General features: G+C 41.2%; 22 protein-coding genes. 13 read left to right on the top strand and 9 right to left on the bottom strand.

The window, feature by feature from the left end:
• Positions 1-29 precede the first annotated feature (29 nt).
• The 7 genes from HWQ43_RS25640 to HWQ43_RS25610 all read left to right on the top strand — a co-directional run bounded on the left by HWQ43_RS25640 (position 30) and on the right by HWQ43_RS25610 (position 5179).
• The gene (locus HWQ43_RS25640; RefSeq protein WP_292738891.1) at positions 30-947 is read left to right on the top strand and encodes a LysR family transcriptional regulator; all 918 of its coding nucleotides are present in this window, start codon (positions 30-32) and stop codon (positions 945-947) included.
• A gap of 175 nt (positions 948-1122) precedes the next feature.
• Positions 1123-1863, top strand: coding sequence for an RNA methyltransferase (locus tag HWQ43_RS25635; RefSeq protein WP_292738889.1), 741 nt, complete (start codon positions 1123-1125; stop codon positions 1861-1863).
• Positions 1864-2037: 174 nt separating this feature from the next.
• On the top strand, positions 2038-3612 hold the full coding sequence (locus HWQ43_RS25630) for a serine hydrolase (protein WP_292738887.1): 1575 nt from the start codon (positions 2038-2040) through the stop codon (positions 3610-3612).
• 113 nt (positions 3613-3725) lie between these two features.
• Positions 3726-3968 (top strand): hypothetical protein, encoded by a 243-nt coding sequence (locus tag HWQ43_RS25625; protein ID WP_292738885.1) that lies wholly within the window; start codon positions 3726-3728, stop codon positions 3966-3968.
• 99 nt (positions 3969-4067) lie between these two features.
• Positions 4068-4436: a hypothetical protein gene (locus HWQ43_RS25620; protein WP_292738883.1), complete on the top strand. Its 369-nt coding sequence runs from the start codon at positions 4068-4070 to the stop codon at positions 4434-4436.
• A 43-nt stretch (positions 4437-4479) separates the two neighbouring features.
• Positions 4480-4734 carry a hypothetical protein gene (locus HWQ43_RS25615; RefSeq protein WP_292738881.1) on the top strand — a complete coding sequence of 85 codons (255 nt, stop codon included), beginning with the start codon at positions 4480-4482 and terminating at the stop codon, positions 4732-4734.
• 163 nt (positions 4735-4897) lie between these two features.
• The gene (locus tag HWQ43_RS25610; protein ID WP_292738880.1) at positions 4898-5179 is read left to right on the top strand and encodes a hypothetical protein; all 282 of its coding nucleotides are present in this window, start codon (positions 4898-4900) and stop codon (positions 5177-5179) included.
• On the opposite strand, the gene dprA is transcribed toward HWQ43_RS25610, so the two are convergent.
• A complete protein-coding gene (gene dprA / locus HWQ43_RS25605) occupies positions 5176-6294 on the bottom strand; it encodes a DNA-processing protein DprA (RefSeq protein ID WP_292738878.1) in 1119 nt (372 codons plus the stop codon). The genes HWQ43_RS25610 and dprA overlap by 4 nt on opposite strands.
• A gap of 322 nt (positions 6295-6616) precedes the next feature.
• Between dprA and HWQ43_RS25600 the strand changes: the two genes are divergently transcribed.
• Positions 6617-7651, top strand: coding sequence for an alpha/beta hydrolase (locus HWQ43_RS25600; protein WP_292738876.1), 1035 nt, complete (start codon positions 6617-6619; stop codon positions 7649-7651).
• Positions 7652-7743: 92 nt separating this feature from the next.
• Here the strand turns inward: HWQ43_RS25600 and HWQ43_RS25595 are convergent, their stop codons facing one another.
• From HWQ43_RS25595 to HWQ43_RS25585, 3 genes are all read right to left on the bottom strand, one after another.
• Positions 7744-8433, bottom strand: coding sequence for an ElyC/SanA/YdcF family protein (locus HWQ43_RS25595; protein ID WP_292738874.1), 690 nt, complete (start codon positions 8431-8433; stop codon positions 7744-7746).
• The gene (locus HWQ43_RS25590) at positions 8433-9089 is read right to left on the bottom strand and encodes a DUF2301 domain-containing membrane protein (protein ID WP_292738872.1); all 657 of its coding nucleotides are present in this window, start codon (positions 9087-9089) and stop codon (positions 8433-8435) included. Before HWQ43_RS25590 ends, HWQ43_RS25595 begins: the two co-directional genes overlap by 1 nt.
• A 330-nt stretch (positions 9090-9419) precedes the next feature.
• Complete coding sequence (locus HWQ43_RS25585; protein ID WP_292738870.1) at positions 9420-10223, bottom strand: SAM-dependent chlorinase/fluorinase; 804 nt, start codon at positions 10221-10223, stop codon at positions 9420-9422.
• Positions 10224-10332: 109 nt separating this feature from the next.
• On the opposite strand from HWQ43_RS25585, the gene HWQ43_RS25580 reads away from it, so the two are divergent.
• Positions 10333-10488, top strand: coding sequence for a hypothetical protein (locus HWQ43_RS25580; protein WP_292738868.1), 156 nt, complete (start codon positions 10333-10335; stop codon positions 10486-10488).
• 138 nt (positions 10489-10626) lie between these two features.
• Here the strand turns inward: HWQ43_RS25580 and HWQ43_RS25575 are convergent, their stop codons facing one another.
• Complete coding sequence (locus tag HWQ43_RS25575; RefSeq protein ID WP_292738866.1) at positions 10627-11355, bottom strand: Uma2 family endonuclease; 729 nt, start codon at positions 11353-11355, stop codon at positions 10627-10629.
• 364 nt (positions 11356-11719) lie between these two features.
• On the opposite strand from HWQ43_RS25575, the gene crtD reads away from it, so the two are divergent.
• From crtD to HWQ43_RS25560, 3 genes are all read left to right on the top strand, one after another.
• On the top strand, positions 11720-13234 hold the full coding sequence (gene crtD / locus HWQ43_RS25570) for a C-3',4' desaturase CrtD (RefSeq protein ID WP_292738864.1): 1515 nt from the start codon (positions 11720-11722) through the stop codon (positions 13232-13234).
• Positions 13235-13436: 202 nt separating this feature from the next.
• Positions 13437-14543 (top strand): saccharopine dehydrogenase NADP-binding domain-containing protein, encoded by a 1107-nt coding sequence (locus HWQ43_RS25565; RefSeq protein WP_292738862.1) that lies wholly within the window; start codon positions 13437-13439, stop codon positions 14541-14543.
• A gap of 588 nt (positions 14544-15131) precedes the next feature.
• The gene (locus HWQ43_RS25560) at positions 15132-15521 is read left to right on the top strand and encodes a hypothetical protein (protein WP_292738860.1); all 390 of its coding nucleotides are present in this window, start codon (positions 15132-15134) and stop codon (positions 15519-15521) included.
• 140 nt (positions 15522-15661) lie between these two features.
• Here HWQ43_RS25560 and HWQ43_RS25555 read toward each other — a convergent pair whose 3' ends face one another.
• Positions 15662-16960, bottom strand: a complete 1299-nt coding sequence (locus HWQ43_RS25555) for a sodium:proton antiporter (RefSeq protein ID WP_292738858.1) — start codon at positions 16958-16960, stop codon at positions 15662-15664.
• A gap of 632 nt (positions 16961-17592) precedes the next feature.
• On the opposite strand from HWQ43_RS25555, the gene HWQ43_RS25550 reads away from it, so the two are divergent.
• On the top strand, positions 17593-17862 hold the full coding sequence (locus HWQ43_RS25550; RefSeq protein ID WP_292720957.1) for a hypothetical protein: 270 nt from the start codon (positions 17593-17595) through the stop codon (positions 17860-17862).
• A gap of 193 nt (positions 17863-18055) precedes the next feature.
• Here HWQ43_RS25550 and HWQ43_RS25545 read toward each other — a convergent pair whose 3' ends face one another.
• The 3 genes from HWQ43_RS25545 to HWQ43_RS25535 all read right to left on the bottom strand — a co-directional run bounded on the left by HWQ43_RS25545 (position 18056) and on the right by HWQ43_RS25535 (position 22387).
• Positions 18056-19207: a glycosyltransferase family 4 protein gene (locus HWQ43_RS25545; RefSeq protein WP_292738856.1), complete on the bottom strand. Its 1152-nt coding sequence runs from the start codon at positions 19205-19207 to the stop codon at positions 18056-18058.
• Positions 19208-19270: 63 nt separating this feature from the next.
• Complete coding sequence (locus HWQ43_RS25540; RefSeq protein WP_292738854.1) at positions 19271-20440, bottom strand: glycosyltransferase family 4 protein; 1170 nt, start codon at positions 20438-20440, stop codon at positions 19271-19273.
• A gap of 807 nt (positions 20441-21247) precedes the next feature.
• Entirely contained in the window at positions 21248-22387 is a 1140-nt protein-coding gene (locus HWQ43_RS25535; protein WP_292738852.1) for an amidohydrolase family protein, read from the bottom strand.
• Between the last annotated feature and the right edge of the window lie 25 nt (positions 22388-22412).

Below are 22412 nucleotides of genomic sequence, written 5' to 3'. Positions count from 1 at the left end.
GTAAAAAATTCAAAGATGCGTTTCGGTTAATGGACAAGCTGAAAAGCCTGATGATCTTTATCCGCTCCGCTCAATCTGGCAGCTTTTCGGAGGCAGCACGACACTTAGGTATGGCTCCTTCAGCCGTGAGTCGAGCCGTATTGCGCTTGGAAGATGACTTGGGGGTGCGCTTGCTCCAGCGAACAACTCGCAGCTTGACGCTGACCGAAGATGGCAACCGATTTTATCAACGCTGTCAGCAAATTCTCAACGATTTGGAAGAAGCCGAACTCGAAGTCAAACAATCGCAATCAATGCCGCTCGGAACATTGCGGCTCGATCTGAGCTTTGTGTTTGGCAAAATACATATCGCTCCGGCTCTGCTGCAATTTATCACACAATATCCAAAGCTAAATCTGAATGTTTCTTTTAACGATCGCACGATCGATCTGATTGAGGAAGGTATTGACGCGACAGTGCGGATTGGAATGAGCAGTGATAGCCGTTTAATCATGCACCATCTGGCAACTGCACGCTACATCACTTGTGCCTCGCCGCAGTATCTTGCCCAGTATGGCACGCCCACAACACCCACAGAACTTTTGCAGCATCGCTGTGTCAACTTTATCTATCCACAGACTGGGCGAGAGCCTAAATGGAAGTTTGAACAAGATGGAAAAGCGATTGACCTTTCTGTTGACAGTTATCTGCGATTCGATAATTCAGAAGTCATTCTAGAGGCTGTCATTCAAGGAGCCGGTGTAGTTCAATTTCCCAAATTTATCGCAGCCAAAGCGATCGCGCGTGGAGACCTCCAACCAATTCTTCAATCCTACGCGACCCAAGTTGGATTACCGATCTCCGTGTTGTACCCGCAAAAACGCTATCTCTGTGCTAAAGTTCGCGTCTTTGTTGAGTTTATGACAGAATTGACGGGTGCATTAAAGCGAGTTGATGTTGTAGATTGAAAGCTCGAACCAGTGGAAGAACGACTAGCCCAACGGCAAAGATTGCGCTGAACTGTTTAGACCTGACGCAGGCATTCACTTACACAGCTAAAATGATTTCAAGGAAACTCTTCAGCAGAACGACGCTGAAAATTAGCCTATAAGGATTATCTGGTGCGATCGCAGGAGGCAAAAAATGGGCTTGGCTGGATTAAGAATTGTGTTGGTAGAACCAGCTGGGCCGATAAATATCGGCGCGATCGCCAGGGTAATGAAAAATTTCGGTCTATATAATTTAGTATTAGTGAACCCCCAATGCGATCCGCTTTCGACGGAAGCTTTGATGATGGCTGTTCACGCTCAAGAAATTATAGAATCTGCGGTAACAGTGGCCACCTTACCAGAAGCATTGTATGGATGTGTACGGGCGATCGCTACCACTGGTCGCGTTCGCAGTTTAGAAACACCTTTAGAAAATCCTCGCACTGCACTACCCTGGTTACTGGAGGAATCAGAAAAACCCACAGCACTGATTTTTGGCAGGGAAGACCGGGGATTAAGCAATGAAGAATTAAATTATGCCCAGAGGTTTGTTGGTATTCCCACAAGTCAAGATTATGTCGCTCTGAATTTGGCTACTGCTGTGGCAATTTGTTGTTATGAATTGTCACAATGTGCCCAACAACTTGACACTCAAACCTTACCTAAAACTGAACTCGCACCTTTGGATGTTGTGGAAGGATACTACCAGCAATTAGAATCAGTATTACTGAAAATTGGTTATGTATATCCTCATACGGTAGCTAGTCGTATGGGAAAATTTCGCCAATTGTATAATCGCGCTCACTTGAAAACTGGTGAGGTGGCTATGCTGCGAGGAATTTTGCAGCAGGTAGAATGGGCGCTGAAAAACCAGAGGAATAGTGAAAACTTGTAATTATTCGTTTAATATATACGCAATCATCCCCCCAAAATAATTAATATGGCTTAAACTAAACACAAAAATGCCACTTAGTGGCAAAGTGGAATTTGAGTATTAATATTGCTTAAAGATTAAGTTTGGGGTCAAGAGTCTGCAAGAAAACAGTCAAGTGGGTCACAAGGAGTAACGGTGTCAGAATCAAGTGGCGAACTAACAGCTTTCTCGCGGCGTCAACCCTTAAATCGGCGCCAGCAGCCACAAAAAGTTCAAAAAGTGGTAAAGAAGAGAGTTAAAGCTAACAGTCAGCAGCAAAATCTAAATGGACAAGAAGGGGCGCTAACACGCCAAAAAAATCAAATCAGTTCTCCCCCAATCTCTGGCGCTACACGTAGGGTAAAATCGGGGTTAGTTATGCCAACGGCAGTAAAACCAATACCTAGTGTCAAGGGAAAAATTCCTCCCTTTCGACCAGGTGCTGTGATGGTTAAAACAGTGCGGATGGAAAAGCCAAAAACAGGCAGACGCTCATCGCGAAAAACCCAGTTAAAGCCAATGGCCAAAACCGTATTGTATGTTTTGCGGTTATTAATTGTGGGTGTTGGGATGGGTGCAATTGTGGGGACTGTATTGTCAGTATTAGACCCAGCCAATCGCATCAGCACAAATTCGGCGTCGCAATCTAATAATAATGTTAATAATGTGGCGCGATCGCAGCCACAACCTACCCAAACTCCCCCAGCCGCAGCTTCGAGTCTATACCTATCTCAGGAAATTACCTCTTTGAAAAATGCCGTGCAAAATTTGGCGGCTACCAACCCAAATCTCACACCTGGAATTTTCTTAGTAGATTTGGATACTGGTAATTATGTAGATATCAATGGCTCTACCAGTTTTCCGGCGGCTAGCACGATTAAAGTGCCGATTCTGATTGCCTTTTTCCAGGATGTAGACGCGGGGAAGATTCGCCTAGATGATATGCTGACCATGCAACAGGATATGGTAGCTGGCGGTTCGGGAGATTTGCAATACAAACCACCGGGAACTCAGTACGCCGCTTTGGAAGTTGTCACTAAAATGATTACAATCAGCGACAACACGGCGACAAATATGCTGATTGCCCGACTGGGAGGAATTGACGCTTTAAACCAGCGTTTCCGTAGTTGGGGATTGACAGCCACAACAATTCGGAATCAACTCCCAGATTTGCAAGGGACAAACACCACTAGTCCCAAAGAACTAGGGAATTTGATGGCGATTGTGAGTCAAGGAAATTTAGTCAGTATGCCATCACGCGATTTCATGCTCGATATCTTGCGTCGCACCCAAAGAGACACTCTGCTACCATCAGGTTTAGGAACAGGTGCAAAAGCATACCACAAAACAGGTGATATTGGCACAATGCTGGCAGATACAGGTTTAATTGTTGTTCCAACTGGCAAGCGCTACATAGCCTCTGTAATGGTACAACGTCCAGCAAACGATCCTCGCGCCGAAAAATTGATTAGCTCAATTTCTCGTGCTGCCTACCAAGAGTTTAGCCAAAATCCTGTCACACCCAGCGCCACTACAAATCCTGTACCCACAAATGGTTATCAGCCCCAGGTTGCGAATCCTGCTTTACCTAACGGTACAACAGGCACTGCGCCCATGAGCGTTTATCAGCCTCCTGTTGTTACTCCTCTACCTAACGGTATGGGAAGTACTGTACCGGCTAACGGTTATCAATCTCCAGTTATGAATCCGCAGTATTACCCTCCCAGATAAGTAGGTCGGTCGTTTCGTTGGGATTAGGCAGGGAGCAGGGGGAACTAGTGGTGTGCAAGCGCTGCACTGAATTAAAACCATAAATTATACTCCGTAGAGGCTGGCGATCGCAATTGAAGTTACAATTTCTGTTTGCAAATCAAATAGGATTGCTATACCAACTCAAAGCGGAAATAATTGTTGATTGCGAAGCCTTTGATAAAGGAGAGTTTAAAACTCAAGGCGACGGATTCGAGCGATTAAATAAGGTTTTCGGTGGAGAATTAGAGAATATTGTCATCAAGATTCATGAGAGTTTACAGCCCTGGCGAATAGAATTCGCGGCTACACAAACAAAGTCCGCCTACGCGGACTAAGGAAAAATTCAGGTTTTGTAACCCACGGAGGTGGGTTTTGCCTGTGTAGACAACAAATTACGAATTACGAATTACGAATTATGACCGCTACCACCGATATTGTTCAAAAACTCTGGATTTGGTAAACGTATTCCCTTGACTCGTGGGCATTTCTCTGAGTTTGAGCAGTGCTATGGAGATGAACCCAATGGCAATAGTCCCCGTGTCGATTTGGGAGAAAATGGGCGTTTCCGGTGCTTCACACGAGAGCAGATTACCAAGCGTAACGAAAACTTAGATATTTCCTGGCTGCGAGATGATAGCTTGCGATCGGGCGATAATTTACCAGAGCCAGAGATAATTGCAGCAGAGATTATGGAAAAGCTGCGAATTGCCACAAAGGGGATGGAAGCTTTGATGATATTGCTAGAAGGTGAAGAAGCGGCAGAGGCGGTGAGTGCTTCGGTGGGTATGCCAAGCCAACTTTAGAATAGGAATATGATGCACGAGTTTCACTCTACGGAGCAGTTAAATGACCATTGAGCAAGCCATTTTAGAAAAAGTGCGGGTATTATCACCAGAGAAGCAACAAGAGGTACTGGCGTTCATCGACCTATTGCAAGCTGACGAGTGGGAAAAGTTATACAAGGGAAAATTTAGGGAACTACAGCAGGAAATTCATATTGGAATAGAAGCAGCTGATCGGGGTGAGTTAGTGGATGCTGAAGCGGTATTTCAACGGTTACGCGAGAAACTGCAACAAAAACGCGCTCAGGCTGGTCAATGAGCAACATCTGTAGGTTTACAGTTACAGCAAGTCGAGACATTGAGGCTATCATCGATTACATTGCTGACAATAGTAGTTTTAATGCTGCGGAAAGCCTTCTCAGCAAAATGCTTTAACAGCCGACTGGCGCGAACAAAACCCAGACGTTGAACCTGCTTCAGTTTTGCTGGAGAGAGTTAGAGCATTACAACAACTTGAATTATCGAAAGCTAATTCAGATATCTCTGAATTACCTGCTCTGTCTAACAACTGGACGTGGATTGATCTTGGAACACTTGGTGAAGTAAGCGGTGGACTAACAAAAAACTCTAAAAGAGAAGATTTATCATTAGAATTTCCATATCTTCGAGTAGCTAATGTTTACGCTGATTACTTAGAACTGAACGAATGGGTAATTTATTTGTTGGAAGTCCCTAAACTAAAGTTGTTGTCTTTTAACTCTTAACTTTTTTGATACCGCATACCTGGTAGTTGCGAAACAAAACCCATAAGTTCCAACTGTAATAAAGCGCCGGAAACTGAGCCAGCAGCCATGCCGGTTTGTTGGACAATAAAATCAAAGGGTAAAGCTTCACTTGCGATCGCATCCATTACCCTTTGCAATTCTGGTGATAAAGTTGGCAAACTTAACTGTTCTGGTGCTATAGAAGCCTCAATTGCATCAATTTGTGGTATTGCTCCTAGCATGGTTAACAGTTCGTCTAGTTCTTTAAGAATGAAGGAAGCTCCCTGACTCAGCAACTTTAAGCATCCTTGGGATGGATAATCGTCCACTCTTCCAGGTAAGGCATAGACATCTCTACCAAATTCATTTGCATAGGTAGCAGTAATTAACGCACCGGATTTTAATGGCGCTTCCATTACTAGGATGGCGCGACTTAAGCCTGCAATAATTCGGTTGCGACGGGGAAAGTGAGTGCGATCGGGTGGGGTTTTTGTAGGGTACTCACTGACGACTAAACCAGCCGTCAAAATTTGCTTGTACAAATCCCGATTTTTATGTGGATAGATCACATCTACACCAGTTCCCAAAACTGCGATCGTGCGTCCACCTGCTTTCATGGCAGCGATGTGGCTTTCGGTGTCAATTCCCTCTGCCATACCAGAAACAACTGTAAAGCCATTTTTAGCCAAAGCTGTACTAATTTGGCGAGTCCAACGGATACCGTATTCTGAGGGTTGGCGTGTGCCGACAATCCCAACCATTGGTTTTTGTCCGAGATTTTCTTGGAGTTCAACTTCACCGCGATAGTACAAAATCGGCGGTGGACTCGGAGTTTCCAGCAGTAAGCGGGGATAATCTGCATCTGCTGGTGTCCAGAAATGGGAATTTTCCTGCTGGTGCTTGGTGAATAGTTGTTCTGGGTGCAAACGCGATCGCTGTTGTACTACTTTTTCTAGTGTCTGAAAACCAAAACCCTCTACTTCTCCTAACTGTACCTTAGTAGCGTTCCAAGCTGTTGCCAGCGTGCCAAAATGCTGTTGCAGCCGTCGCAGTAATACCGGCCCAATTCCTGAAATTTGTGCCCAAGCTAACCAATATGCGCCTTCTTCTACCACCGTTCTATCCTCACGCCCACTGGATTGAGTATTCCCAAATTGGGATTGTTTGTTGATGGGGATGAGGTGGATGAGGAAGCAGGGGAAGAATAATTAATGACTAATGACTAATGACTAATGACTAATGACTAATGACTAATGACTAATGACTAACCCCTTGACTTTTGACTCTTGACTCTTGACTATTAACTATTGACTATCTATCTTCTGATCTTCTGTGATGAAATATTTTTATCGTTTTTTAATAAGCCTATCTGGGTGCTTAATATTTTTACTGGTGCATAGTGGCCTTGGTTTGTTGCCTAGTTTGGCAGCCGAAAAAGTGACTATTAGATACGGATTGTTTGAGCAATCGATCCCAGTGGCAGATATACGCAACTATGGCGAGACACAAAAGGCTTCTAGCGATTTGCAATCTTTCTTAGATTACCTCAGCGCTAAGGAAAAACAGAAGTTCCAAGAAGCCCTGCAAGTGAAAATGTCGCTTGATATTGTGGCTTTAGATAAGCTGATAAACACAGGAATGGGCAAGCAAATTTTATCTTTTGCTTCTGGTGCGATCGCTCGTCGCGATCAAGCCAGTATACAAGCACTACGATCTGCCCTCATCATCGGAGCAAAATCACCAGAAGGTCTAGGAATAACCAGCTTTCTACAAGCCTATCCCAGTAATCAACTAGTTATTGATGTGTCAAAGATTAAGAAGCTAGTCGGTATGGCAAATCCCTCTGCTAGTTCTGCTGATGCGCCGCCGAAAGATGACGTAAGTTCTTCACCTTTAGGGAAAGTTGCACTACAATATCAAACACTCGCCGCCCAGGATAAACAGTTCTCCGGTTGCTTATTTGGCGATTCTATTTCGGCTGGACTTGGCAATACCCTTGGGAGTGGTACTTTTAATTTTGGGTTAAATGGTCTGAGTACAATCTCATTACTAGAACAATTAAAAAGTTTAATTCCTACCAAGGTGAAATGCGAAAAAGCGATTATTGCCATAGGTGGAAATGATGCTTTGTATAAAATTAGTGATGAGTTATTTACCAAAAATCTCCAAGAGGCGATCGCACTTCTGCGCACAATGGGAACTAAAGAGCTTTTTCTGATTCCGGCTTTTTATTCGACAGTGGCAGCAAGCTCAGATCCAACTGTAGCAGCTCCAAATTCTAAAGTGGAACAAATTAATGTTCTGATTAATCAAGTTGCTGAAACAGAAAAAGTACCAGTTGCCGCAGCCGGACTAGCACCATTATATGAAAATAATGTTTTGAAAGAAAATTTAACCAGTGATGGCGACCATCTGAATGCAGAGGGTCTGAAAATTTATCGGCAAGCATTATTACAAATCCTGGGTAAGTAATACTATTTTGAATTTTGGATTTTGGATTGACTTAAAAATCCAAAAGCTAAAATTAAATGGCTGCCAAAGCAAATATTTCTGCTGTCTTACTGTTAAGCTTTCCAATTCAAAAAACGTGCATAAAGATAAGCTATACCTTCATCAAGAACCGTCCGCACACCTTCGCTAGAACCCCACCATTTGTTTGGATTATAATCTTGTGTTGTAGCAGCAATCACACCAACATTAATTTCAGGGGTAAGTATTTTTTTAAAAAGAAACCAACTCCTGCGGGCATGAACGTCCAAGGAAAAAAGATTAATCGATTCTATTTTTAAATTTGAATTGGCTAGCCAACGCTCAAATTCAGCAGCAGATGCATAACTACGATCCTTAACCACAAAAGGTGTCGGAACAGCTACTACTTTTTCTGCTTCTAAACCGAGTTTTATGAATGTGTCAGCTGACACGTCTGCAAAGTTCTTATATCCGGTAAGATAACTTCCTTTTCCTAATGTGCCTCCGGTAGTAATTATTTGATGATAAGAACCGTTTTTAAATTCAGTCAAAGCTTTTTCTATAGCGTAATCTGGTAGCCATCCTTCAACAACTAATACTTCTGCTGATTGGATCGGGGAAGTTACGGCGAGAAATGAGTGTACATGAGTAAAAAGAAAAAATATTAAATAGGCAATCAAAGCGATCGCAATCGCCCACCCTTGAGCCGTAAGTGTCCACATTTCTTGGCGTTTGATTAGTTTGATTTTGGGAAATTTTTGACACCGACGATTTTTTATCCGCATTAAACCTTTGCTAAACGTTGTTCTTTCAAGTAGGTAAACACAGATTTATCTCCAATATCAGCAGGAATTGCTTGTACTGTTTTTCGCAAGGCAAATACTAAAAATAATATCGCCCATGTTCCTAATAAAATGCTTTCTCCCTGAGTTGGTAAAATTCCCACCAAATGTCCTAACAGCAGTAGCGGTACAATTGGGGTTAATACTTTGGTTTCCAGGCGATTGAAGCAAAAAGCCTCTTTAAAATAAATACCTGTCAAAGCTACGAAGATAAAACCAACCCCAAATAAAGTAATTGGCTGATTGTAAATAGCAAGAGCTAAAGGTTCACTACTAGTGATTGCCAAAATCACTGATGCGATAGTACCGATCGCCCAAAAAACTTGCAACGTTCGGTGCAGTGATGCCATATAGATATGGATGGTAAATAAACTTACACCAAGAGCGAGGCTAAAACAAGCATATAGAGGTGTCAGTAAAGTTACAACAGTTGGGTTATTGTTGAGTAAAATCAAGGCGCTGCCGATGGCAAAGCTCAGTGCTGCTACCATTAATCCAGCGCGATAGATAATTACGCCAGTGCGATCGCTCTGAGTAATTGTAAATTCTCCAAACTGACCTTGATAAACTTCTGGTGCAGAGAGTGTTTGTGTAGTCATAGTTAAGAATATAATTATGATTCTCTAGTAGAGTACAACAGGAAATTGCTCAAGGGTTACTTTTATTATTATGAGCAATAAGGCGAACTTCATGTCACCATTCCTAAACTTACGTCTTTTAGCAGTTGCTTTCTGGAAATTTTTGTCGAATTGTCACTACCTACGGTGAGTGTAACTGCTTGTTTTTAAGTGGTGTGTAGTTGCCCACCCTCCGTTTTATATCTAGGATTTTTCCTTTCTTTGCCTTTCCCACAAATCAGCAACAGGCACTTTGCAGTCTGATGATTTTTCACTGTCTTAACTTTAGCAATATTCACTGGTCTGATTTTCTTAAAAAAACAAGACTTCTAGCACATCTTGTAAATTAATCTGTAATTGTGAGTGAGCATCTCCGCAATTAATGGCAATTTCTACCCAGCCGTGACTGCCAACTAAAGCTATTATCTCTCCCACTTTGACCTCACTGTAAGTTTCACAGCCTGGTACACTCAATCCGGCAACTTGCACATACCAACTTTTGCCTTGCACGTAACTGGCTGGAATGTTACTCACTAGGTTGCCAAAGTGGTCAATATATTGAATGCAACCCACTACACTGGTGGTTGTCTGCTTGCAGTTACCTATATCCAGGTTTACCAAACTTACTAGTTCGATTTCTTGTCCTAGATGTTTGAAGGGGACACCACTAGCAAGATTAGCTGCCACTGGTGCAAAGATATCCCTACCGTGAAAAGTCTTGCTTGGTTGAGGAGTGCGCCAATAATTAAGATTTGTAAGTTCGACGGCTGCGATCGCAGGACTTTGACTAAGTACGCCGCTGAATATACCATTATCTGGCCCAACCAAAAACCCTTGAGCAAATTCTAGTGCGATCGCTCGTCGCTTGCTTCCCACACCTGGATCGACTACTGCCAGATGCACTGTCCCAACTGGAAAATGGGCATAAGCATTCATCAGGCTAAACCTTGCTGCGACAATATCTTGCGGCGGAATTTGGTGCGTTAAGTCTACTACCCTCAGTCTAGGGTTGATTTGGGCTATGACTCCCTTAATTATGCCTACATAAACGTCGCGATCGCCGAAATCGCTCAGTAAAGTCACAAGGGGTTGTCGATCTATCTGGTTATTAGACATATTTTGGTAAAAATATATAAAAAATATATTTTCTGTAGCAACAGCTACAAAATGTGTGCTATGTTAAGAATACAAGACATAAATTGAAAAATTAAAGCAGGTAATCACTATGAGTCAAAATAGACTACAAAGTTTGAGCAAATCACGAGAAACTCACAGAGCGAATATTCAAAGAAGCCTAGAGCATCGCTTGGAAATAGCTAGAGCAAAAGGCGACGAACAGCTAATTCGTCAACTGGAAGCTGAAATGAGGTATTCCAGCTAAATCAAGTTTTCATTGTTCATAGTTTTGTTGTGTAACCCGCTACGGCGGGTTTTTTCTTTTTAGATAGGGAGTTTCCTGGCAATTTCGCTCTGACAGCGTTTTGCAATTAATTGAATTACCCCACTTCCTACTCCCTCCTCACGCTCCTGGCTCAACACCCAAGGCTCGTAACTGTGCTGCCAAGCGTTCAACCCGTTGCAGAGCAGTTTCTTTAGCTTCTCGCTCTTGTTCGGCTCGTTCTGCACCAGTAGGAATCACATTACCTTCAGTGTCACACCACCGCAACCAAACATCCCGCTTACCTTCATACGCACCTTCCCACAAACATAAACCTAACTCAACTTCAGTCAGCCATTGCTCGCTTGTGGGTATATATTGCCGTCCTCGCAACTCATACATCTGTAGAATTTCACCACCAAGTTGCTGAGTTGGGTCAAAGATAATGTAGTACATTACCCGCATCCTGGCATACTCTAATAATTTTCGCCCTGTTTCATTGCCTTCTCGATTGGAGACAATTTCAATTACTACCTCTGGCGGTTTGCCAAACTCCCAAAAGAAATAGGAGCGATGTTTTTTTTCCCACCAGTTTTCTGCTATCTGTACATCTAGGCTCAAAAATACATCTGGCACAATCGGCGGTTGCTTACCAGTGGTAAATAAACCCACATTGGCAGCAACGAGAAACCCTTGGGCATTACTTGGCCCGTTCCAAGAACTGTAAAGGGTTTCTGTTAGTAATCTTTGTTGTTTTTCTGATCGTAAATTATCCAAGGATTCATCGTCTTCTGTCACCAGAAGACTAACATCTGGTAACAAATCTTCTGGTAAGAAGCCAGCGTCTGTCAAGGTAATAGATTCACTCATAAGAAATACTGGAGATAGCAGCTTAATTCTATTGTGGCAGCAGCATCAATTCCCTTCACCTTACTTAAGTACAACACAAAAATCTCGTGCAGCAGTTTTGAGGGAGGATAAGGTTAGCACTTCCATTTTTTAAATAGCCAAAGTTAATTGTTGCCAACCAGATTTACTCAATTCAAAGTTTGTCTGACCGATTCTTTTGCACACCCACTCTAAAGTAGAGAAGAATGAAAGTGAGGTCAAAACTGTACTGCACCGAAGCGAGAACCACTATAGCGATCGCTATCGCACCCTTCGACCCTATTGAAGTCAGAGATTAAGGTAAAATTATAAGTAAAAGTATTAAGAATTTTAAAGAAAATAATCAATGTCCAGCATTTCTCTTGACAAAAGTAACTCTCATGTCACCGTTATTGGCGCAGGAATAGGTGGACTGACTGCTGGGGCATTATTAGCTCATAGAGGTTATAGTGTCTTAATTTTGGATCAAGCCCTCGTACCAGGAGGCTGTGCTTCGACGTTTAAACGCCAGGGATTTACCTTTGATGTGGGAGCAACTCAGGTGGCGGGGTTGGAACCAGGGGGAATTCACCACCGGATTTTCTCAGAATTGTCAATTGATTTGCCACAAGCAACGCCTTGCGACCCTGCTTGTGCGGTGTATTTACCTGGGGAAAGCACACCCATCAACGTTTGGCGCGACCAAGAGAAATGGCAAGAGGAACGACAAAAACAGTTTCCTAGTAGCGAACCATTTTGGCAGTTGATGGCAACTTTATTTGATGCTAGTTGGGAATTTCAAGGACGCGACCCAGTGCTACCACCGCGTAATTTATGGGATTTGTGGCAGCTAACTCAGGCGGTGCGTCCGAGTACATTAATTACTGTACCCTTCACCTTGTTTACGGTAGGAGATGCTTTACGGTTATGTGGATTGGGAAATGACCGACGACTGAGAACTTTTTTGGATTTGCAACTGAAGTTATACTCCCAGGTAGATGCAGACGAGACAGCATTACTTTATGCAGCAACGGCGTTGAGTGTATCCCAACTGCCCCAAGGATTGTTTCACCTCCAGGGAAGTATGCAAGTATTAAGCGATCGCTTGGTACAATCTTTAGAAAGAGATGGCGGCAAACTATTGATGCGCCACACTGTAGAAGAAATCAAAGTAGAAAACGGCAAAGCCAGTGCTGTTGTTATTAGAAACCAGAAAACTGGTGAAGTTTGGACAGAAGCAGCCGACCACATAGTTAGCAACGTCACCGTGCAAAATTTGGTGCAGTTATTGGGGGAACAAGCGCCATCTGGTTATAAAAACCGGGTGGAAAAACTGCCCCAAGCATCGGGTGCTTTTGTGGTCTATTTGGGTGTAGATGCCAGTGCGATTCCGCCTGAGTGTCCTCCCCATCTCCAATTTCTGTACGATGTCAATGGCCCCATTGGCGAAAATAATTCCCTGTTTGTTTCCGTCAGTCATCCTGGAGATGGCCGCGCACCAGAAGGGAAAGCGACAATTATTGCTTCATCATTTGTCGATCCTGCACAGTGGTGGCAGACTGATGATTATGAAGGACTAAAAGAAAAGTTTACCCAAGAAGCGATCGCTCGTCTTGCTCAATACTTTTATCTCAAACCAGAAACGATTATTCATCAAGAAGCCGCAACACCGCGCACCTTTGCTCATTTCACAGCACGCGATCGCGGTATAGTTGGCGGTATTGGTCAAAGAATACCCACCTTTGGCCCCTTTGGGTTCGCCAATCGGACACCCATCCAAAATTTGTGGTTAGTTGGTGATTCCACCCATCCCGGCGAAGGTACTGCTGGGGTGAGTTATTCGGCGCTGACGGTAGTTAGGCAAATTGAAGCGCAAATGTAGTATTTTGTAAAGTTAGTAATGAAGAGTTTGTAGTAAGGACTTTAGTGCTTATAAAATAACGACTAAAGTCCTTACTACAAACTTGTTTACAACTATTTAGATAGAGCAAAAATTTTATTAAAAACTATAAATCATACTTATAACCGATGCCAGACAGGACAAAAAACTGATGAAATAAGGTTAGTGTTGCGAATCTGGAGTAATGACAGACAGAGTTTTAATTCTTGGAGGAAGAGGGCGGATTGGTAGCAGTGTTGCCGAGGATCTAGCTACCCATACGCAAGCAAAAATTACGATTACTGGACGTTCTGCGGAGTTTGGGAAAGCTGTAAGCTTGTCTTCGGGGGGACAAGTGCAGTTTTTGATATTAGACTTGGTAGAAGTTGACAAGCTGCGAGATGCGATCGCAAACTCTAACTTAGTTATTCATTGTGCTGGGCCATTTCACTATCGAGATACTAATGTTCTCGAAACCTGTATTGCTGAAGGCATTAATTATTTAGATGTCAGCGACCACCGTTCTTATACCAGCAAGGCTCTGAATTATCATGAAAAAGCTGCTGCTGCTGGCGTAACGGCAATTATTAATACTGGCATTTTCCCTGGTATTTCTAACAGCATGGTACGCCAGGGAGTTGAACAATTTGAGCGACCAGAAAAAATCCATTTAAGTTATTTAGTTTCTGGTTCTGGTGGTGCTGGCATTACAGTCATGCGGACAACTTTTCTAGGGTTGCAGTATCCTTTTGAGGCTTGGATAAATGGAAAATGGGAAATAGTCAAGCCTTATAGTGAAAGAGAAGTAGTTGAGTTTCCATCTCCATATAGACGCAGCGGAGTTTACTGGTTTGATATGCCAGAAACCTTTACACTACCCCATGCATTCCCATCAGTGAAAACTGTAATTACTAAGTTTGGCTCTGTTCCAGATTTCTATAATCATCTAACTTGGATTGCGGCACACGTTTTTCCCAAGTGGTTAATGCAACGTCGTTACATGATTGAATTTCTGTCTCATGTCAGCCATTCAATGACAGATGTCACTAATAATTTTAGTGGAATTGGAGTAGCAGTTCGTTCAGAAGTTACAGGGGAAAAAAATGGTGAGACAGCCGTTTATTGTTCAACTGTAGTGCATGAAAATACAGCAGTGGCTTCTGGTTACGGTACAGGTAGTATTGCCCAATTATTGCTAGAAGGTAAACTCAAAAAACCAGGTGTTTTTCCTGTAGAAGAAGCATTACCAACAAATTTATTTGAAGAGGTAATGCAAAGCCGAGGAATTAAAATTAATCACAGTTGGTCATAAGTCAATACGCTTGGTTTAAGCATTTTTTCTCTTCTCTCTCTTTCCTCTGCGCCTCTGCGGTTAGATTAAACAATTTGAATTTGATAAAGAGTTTTAGCCTTAACCCAAGCGTATTGGGTCATAAGTGTCTATCGGATAAAAAATTATACCAATTTGAAAAATGATTGCGACAGATGGAAAACTGAAACACTTATCCAATGGATGTTTCACAATCCAAAATCTAAAATCCAAAATGGTATTAAAAATGTCAGTCTACTTGAGTAGATTTGAGCTATTAGTCTAGAGCTGGAGTTCTGGATGGTATATTAGTAAGCACAACAATTTGTGACTATTTTTAAAGAGGGACACGGTTAAAATTACACAACTTTGTGCTACTACTAAAACATTTGTGAACAATCAAATCCGCGACTTCCTTTAAAAAGTCGCGGATTTTAGTCTTGTGAATAAGATTACTATAAGGAAAAATTAATATACCTTGAGGTAGAAGAAAGAACTGTACCTAAACACTTAGGATGCCTTTGAGCCTCAGATATTTAATCTATCTTATACCTCAAAAGGCTCATAGCAAAAGATTAGGAGATTTTTTTCATGCAAAAAATTCTATTAAGTTTAAAACAAGCATTACGTTCAAGCTTTTTGGTTGTTAGCTTGATGGTTTTCATCAGCTTGACAGGTTCCTTCATTTTTGTTCAGCAAAGTAGTTATGCAACTACTCTTGAAGAATTAAAACTAGTACCCCCAGAGTATAAACCAAATTCTGAAGAAAAAATTAATCGTGCTAACGAATACGACCCAGGTGTTGGCATTCAAGAAGAAGACAGAGAAAAAGCTTATGAGCAAGCAATCAAAGATTCAAAAAATCTTACTACTATAGAGAAGACTTACGAAAGAAATTTGAAGGCTGAACAAGAACAAAATCCACCAGAAAGTTTTGGTGAAAAAGCGAAAGGAGTTCTTGAAAAAGTTACAGGTAAATAGGGAATCTAGACCTAACCCGAACCCCTTTCCGATAAAAAAATGGGAATTGAAGACTAAAACCGCCTCTCAAATTTGGAGTAAGGTTCATAAAATTAAACTGTAGCGACTGTCTTGAAAGTCGCTACGTACAAAAATGGCTTTTACTCAAATTCATCTATTGTAGTGGGAGTGGTAGTCTTTCTCTTGTTAGCAAAATTGCGCTCATACCACTTCATTAATGGAGTTGCACTAATTCCATGCACAATTACTGAGGCTACAATAGTAGTGTAAGTTATCCAAGCAATTTGTTCGGCTGCTTCACCTTTCAAGCCATGACCAAAGGCATAAGCTAGATAATATAAAGAACCAACACCGCGAATACCAAACCATCCAAATAACCACCGAGTTCCTGGGTGGAAGGTTCGGCGGCGTGAATCTAGAGGACGTTTACCTATTGTGCTAATCCAAACTCCTAAAGGTCTGATGATCAAGAATAACAAAATTATTACTAACACAGATTGCATAGCATAATTAAGCATTGGTTTCAATAATAATATTGAACCTAATAGTAAAATTGTCCCAACTTCTAGTAGCTTTTCTACTTGCTCAACAAATTCTAATTGTTCTATCGGTTTTTCAGAATTTCTGTAACTGCGTTGGACAACTAACCCAGCAACAAATACCGCCAAAAATCCATAGCCATTAACCATTTCTGTTAATGAATAAGTTATGAGAATGGTGCTGATAGCAATAAAATCTTCCATTAACTCATCAGCAGGACGGCGTTTTTGAATTATTTGCTCAATCCAAACGATAGATTTGGCAACAACAATTCCCATAACAATACCAGATGCGATCGCCCATATTAAATCAACCGTAATCCACTGTTGAAGCCAGTTACCCCAGTTGTCATCTTCTAAGGCATGAATGCCAAAATAAACGAAGGGAAAAGCTAAAGCATCATTTAACCCACCTTCAGAAGTTAAACCAAATCTCAACTCATCTTGGTCATTTGCACTGGTGAGTTGTACTTCTGATGCTAATACTGGATCGGTAGGTGCGAGAATTGCTCCTAATAAAATTGCTTCTCCCCAATTCATCCCTAAAAACAATTTACCCACAACAGCCAGAGCAAAAATTGAAATTGGCATCAAAAATAGAATCAATCGCACCGTAATATCCCAAACCCCCAACTTTAGAGGCCGAACAATTCTTAAACCGCAGCTAAACACAGAAATAATTACTACAAGTTCTGTTATTTTCTCCAGCAGTTCGGTGTTAAAAACGTCATCTCGACGCAATTGAATCAGCCCTAAGCCATAAGGTCCTAGAAAAATACCAACCACTAGGTAGATAATGGCAAAAGAAAGAGGTAAGCGAGTAATCCAACCTGAGCCTAAAGTTACAATCAACAAAAGTAGACCAATCACAAATAGGTCAAGAATATAGATATCTACCATATAGCGATTTATATAAATATAAGGTGTTGCTTTGTAAGCTTAGTTGCAATAGCTTTGTATTAGAATTTACCTATGGGCAGATTTTCGGGGATTAAGAATTCAGAGACATCACCAAATTGCAGAAGAAAGGAATAGATAAATTTGGCGTTGGTTTTGCCCATTGTAGAAATCGCACTTTGATTATTTGTTAGAAGTCCTTTAACAATCCGATGTAGCACAGGAATATTCCTAAGACATACCTATACGCTTTATACGCTTTTACGAATGGTTTGTAAGCTAAACGACATCTAATCCAAAATTTATATAACTCTTGTGGCATAGACCGAAAAGCCTATGCTAATTATGCAAGTTAAACGAGGAACAGCTTAATCGTGTCCGGTTAAAGACTTATGATTACAGCTATTTTCAGGTAAATAGCTGTAAGACCGGAGAGGGGAGGGATTTTTGGGCTTTCTGCATAGATTTGGGAATATAGCTAATTAGCCGGACATGATATATTTCCTACTTTCTGACTCAGATATCGCCCAATTTAGTACAAATATACTATAATGGGTATAGCGTCCACAAAGCCTAGCCAAATGCATAATGGCTCTGTGAAAACCTTCTGGAAGATGGATTCAAGGGTTAGTTCGATGATGAAGCATTATATTCTCAACCTCAATCCGACTGCCAAGCATGAATGGGATCGGTGTATTTTACGCGATCCGCTGACTGCCAAACGCCCAGACATTGCTAAACTAATCGCCGAAGCAGTTGGTGCTGATACAGGTAGTTATTTGGTCAGCGTGAATATTGAAGTTCAAGTTTTGCAGCAAGCGGCAGTACCTCAAGCCGAACAACTCTCGCTTTCATTTCCAGAGGTGAGTGTGCCCTCACAACCACAACTGCGGGAAGTAGCTTAATGCGATCGCCTGGAATATCTGCGTCATAAGTTTATTGTGGCTAAGTTGGAAGCCAGATTAGCGTAGCTTGCCGCTGTAGGCATTGCTCAATAACTCTCTGATTTTGAATCTCGTGAATTAGTTGGTTTGTAATCACACGCATAAACCCCAGATGTGAATCTGGGGTTATCTAAACAAAATCGGTGATTGTAGATTAGTCAATTAATGATAATCTGTGGGACAGTAATTGGAAAATTTGCTGATTAATAGTTGCAACATCAAAACGCTGACTAGCAGTAGCCCTGGCATTATTAGCTATAGTCGCAATTATTTCCGTCTCCTGTAAACAAGTGATAATTACTTGTGCAAGTTCCTGGGGTTTTCCTGGTGTCACTAAAAAACCATTAAGTCCATGTTCTACTAATTCCATTGCACCCCCAGCTTTGGCTGCAACTACAGTTTTTCCACATAGCATTGCCTCTACAATCACTCTACCAAAGGGTTCTGGCGAAGTAGATGTATGTGCCACCAAGTCACAAGCTGCCATTAACTGAGGAATATCAGAACGAAATCCTAAGAATTTAACGCGGTTTTCTAATCCCAGTTCACTAACTTGTTGGTGCAACTTTTGGACATAATCTTGTTCGCCAAACAATGCGTCACCCACTAAAATTGCTGTTACATCATGGGGACATTTAGCAAGGGCATCAATTAAAATATGCTGGCCTTTCCAAGGTGCAAGACGGCTGAAGTGTCCAACGACAAATTTTCCTTCTAGTCCTAACTGTTGCTGTAATTGCTTAATGTCAGACTCATCAGTTTGATAACTTTTTGGATTAAAACCGTTATAAACAACTTCGATGATATCTGGGCGGCCTCCTGCTTGTACGAAGGCAGTTTGACTAGCTTGAGAATTAGCAATTACTAATGATGCAAAACGATTAGCTAAGTTAACAGCAATGCGAAGATTAGTTTGGCTAAAATGTTCTTTGGAAAGAATATCATGTAAATGATAAACCAGAGGACGACGACTGAAAAAACTTGCCAACGCTCCGACAACTAATGCTTTTTGGGTGTTGGCATAGATTAAATCGTATTCACGCGCTTTTTTAACTACCTTAATAATCAAAGGTGCAAGTTGTCCCAAACTCTTGAATCCTTGTAGCAAACTGCTTTCTTTGCGAACTTGGATTACTTGAGTTGCGAGAACTTCTACTGGAATATGATTTTGTTGTAGTAAATCTTTAAATGAACCATCTGCAAATAAACCTACCAAAGCGCGATCGCCATAAGGTTTAGCAATATCTATTAAACATAATTCGGCACCGCCTGGTTTACCGCTTTGATCTAAGAAAAGAATTCTCATTAAACCTCTATTTTATCTAATTTGGCTCATGTAGTGCCCTTGGCATTTATTAAACTTACTTGTTTAAGCTAATAAAACATTCCGTACTTGTTGGGCAATTTGATTCCAGTCGTAATTTGTGGTGGCGTAGTGGCGACAGTCCGATCGTGAAGGTATGGGGATATTTCCCAAAAGTGCTTGTTCTAATTTTTCGGCAATGTCTGAAGCGTCTGTTGAAGTCGTAATTAAATCGGGTGAAAATTCTGATAAAATTTCTGGCATTCCCCCAACTGGAGTACACAAAACAGGAGTACCACAGGCTAGAGACTCAACTATTACTAATCCAAATCCTTCAAAAGATTGGCTAGGCATAATAGTCAATTCAGCCGCTTGATAAGCTATAGGTAATTGCTCATCAGGGAGAAAACCTAAAAATTTAACGTTGTCATCTAGTCCTAATTCTGTAACCTGTTGTTGTAGTGCGGCTTGGATGTGACCACGGCCTGCGATCGCTAGCCAAACATCTGGTATTCTGGGCTTAATTATAGCCAGAGCTTGCAATAATTTGTCAACTCCGGTTCGATGTACTAAACGGCGTGATGTAAATATAATCCGGCGATTAATAGGCCAGCCTAGCTTTGCACAAGCCTCTTGGGGTGATAAATTTGGTTGAAACCAATTAATATCAACTCCACCGGGAATAACATTAATTTTACTCCACGGTACTTGATATTTATCATGTAGAATTTTACCAAAAGCTTTGCTCAAAACAATGAAGCGATCGCAGCGATTATAAGTGTTTTGTTCTATTAACCAGTGCTTAATTAAAAGACTGAGGTTTTTATTAACTACCTCTTGCTTGCTCTCAAAAGCCCAAGGTCCATGAAAGTTAAAAGTGACTGGTACTCCCTTTGGCAAAATATCTAAAATCGGAAAGCTGTATAATGCAAAGTGCAAATTAATAGCATCTGGTTTGCTGGTTCTTGTTTTCTGAAAATTCGTGCGAATCGACCATAATCTTTGCCAAATAGCACTATCGGGACTCGCCAAGTTAGTCAACTTAATCGGCGAATTTAGTTCAGCTTCTGGTAAACCGACTCCGCATAATTCAATCTGGTCTTGATTTGCTGCTAATTTATGAGTTAGTTCGTAAATATACCTTTCTAGTCCTCCGGGACTTTTGGGAAACCAGCCTAATCCCAGAGTGAGAATAGATGCAGAAGATGAAGTAAAATTTTTTAGTTTATTTTCCACTAATGTATCTCCTATAAATATAATAAAACAGGCGCACATCTGTGCGCTTTTATATCTGTATCCAAACCTGAATCAATAGAATTTATGAATACACATTACCAATAATAACTTTCGTATATAAAACCAATTTATAAACTATTTATATATCAACGTCAACAAGGAATTAAAGCTGTATTTTTATTAACTATATAACACCGAGATAGATATATATGATACCTATCAACTCAGAAATATGAATGCTATATAAGGAGAGAGAAAAGCTGCTATAAAGTAATAAATATATAAGATTTTTGTATTAATGTTTACCATTATGTTTTAAAAACAAGTAAATATTAATACCTTAACTCGACTATATCCATTTTTGTCGCAACGCGATCGCCTAAGCTGAAACTTCTGCGGGAAGGTAGGTTTATTTGTTTAAGTTTATCAATATCTGTGACGTGGAAAAAGTATGTACCCAAAAGCTAGAATTTTTACCGGATAAATAACAATACGGTTCAGTTAAGGCTAAAACTCTTTGCCAAGGTTATTTTTTAACGAACCGCCAAGAACGCCAAGAACGCAGAGAGAAGAAAGAAATGCTTAACTGAACCGTATTGGAATAAAGAAAACCAAGTTATTAATTTTGGATAAAGTCGAGCTTAAATAATGTTTTAAAGATATTAACTGAAAATTTAAAGAATAAGGGTAGCTACATAAAGCTTATGTAAAATAATTTGCTACTTATATATTGCTCTGCAATCACTCTATTCAACGAAAAATATCAGCCCAATTTGAAAGCAAGAGTGATTAGGGTAATAAATAATGCTAACGCTTAGTACTTGTTTCGTGCGCTGATTGGTAGAGAACTAAGGCGTTTCCACGTAAAATTGCTACAGAAATTGTCTCAGCTTCAGCTACAGTAATGTCAGAATCTGTAATTGCTTGCTCTAGCACTTCCCCTAAAACCTGGCGACCCCATTTTGCACCCAAGTAGTACAATTCTGGAATTGAGTGGGCATCAGAAGAATACATCAATTTAGTAGTGGGAGTTAATTCTAACATCTGCCTGATTGCTTCCCGCATTCCAGATACGCTTAAAAAGGGTATTGCCAAACCGAAATCTAGATAAACTTGGGGATATACAGAAGCTAAATAACCAGCCTGCTGCATATAAGGATATGAAGCGTGTAGCAATACTATTGGTACATGACGATACTGGGGTAACTCTAATAAATATCGCAGATTTAGAGGATTAGCTAATCGTAAATCCAAGCTGGGATCGCCGTAGCCAGTATGAAATTGTACTGGTAAGCGGTATTTTGCTGCTACTGATAATGCCTGTTGTAACAAAAAATCTATCAGCGGTTTATCTGTCAGTCGCAGAGGTTGATTGTGCAGTTGTTGCTTGAGGTTGTCAAAGTTAGCCGCCGCCACCTCGTCAGTTACCGATTGAATATCCAAACCGCTCCGGTAACAGGCAATACTTTTAAAAGCTACTACTCCCAGCGGTGGGGGATCGAGTTCACTGTTGAATCTGGCTAGGAAAGTAGCAAAATCAGGAGATTGCGGAATTAGCTGTTCTGCTAATAGTTCTAATCTCAGAATTCGTTGCACAGGAATAAACCTTTCATGCCACGACAGAGGTAGGATAGTTTCTGGCTGCAAACCATCATCTAAGTAAATCGCCTCTAGGTTAGCAGCCTGAAAATAAATCTGCGTTAGTTCTTCTAATCCTAGACTTTCGCGCCGTGCCAAAATTGCTGTTTCTTCAGCTTCACAGTTTAATAAAGCGGCAATCTCGCGCAAGCTACGCCGATAAAAGAAGGTATGACGGGCATGGTAGTTAATTATTTCTGGATCGTAGCCTTCAGTAAAGGCAGCCGCATAAGGAGACTGGGCAGCTACTTCTGGTTTTAAGATGTTGTGGGCGTGTTGGTCAATTAAAGGAATATCAGCCAGATTCATTTTTAGTAGGGAGTAGAGAGTGGGG

Source organism: Nostoc sp. JL31, from assembly GCF_017114965.1.
Taxonomy (GTDB): Bacteria; Cyanobacteriota; Cyanobacteriia; order Cyanobacteriales; family Nostocaceae; genus Nostoc; species Nostoc punctiforme_A.
Note: the sequence above shows the minus strand (reverse complement) of the source record. Positions and strands in the feature narration are given on the sequence as shown.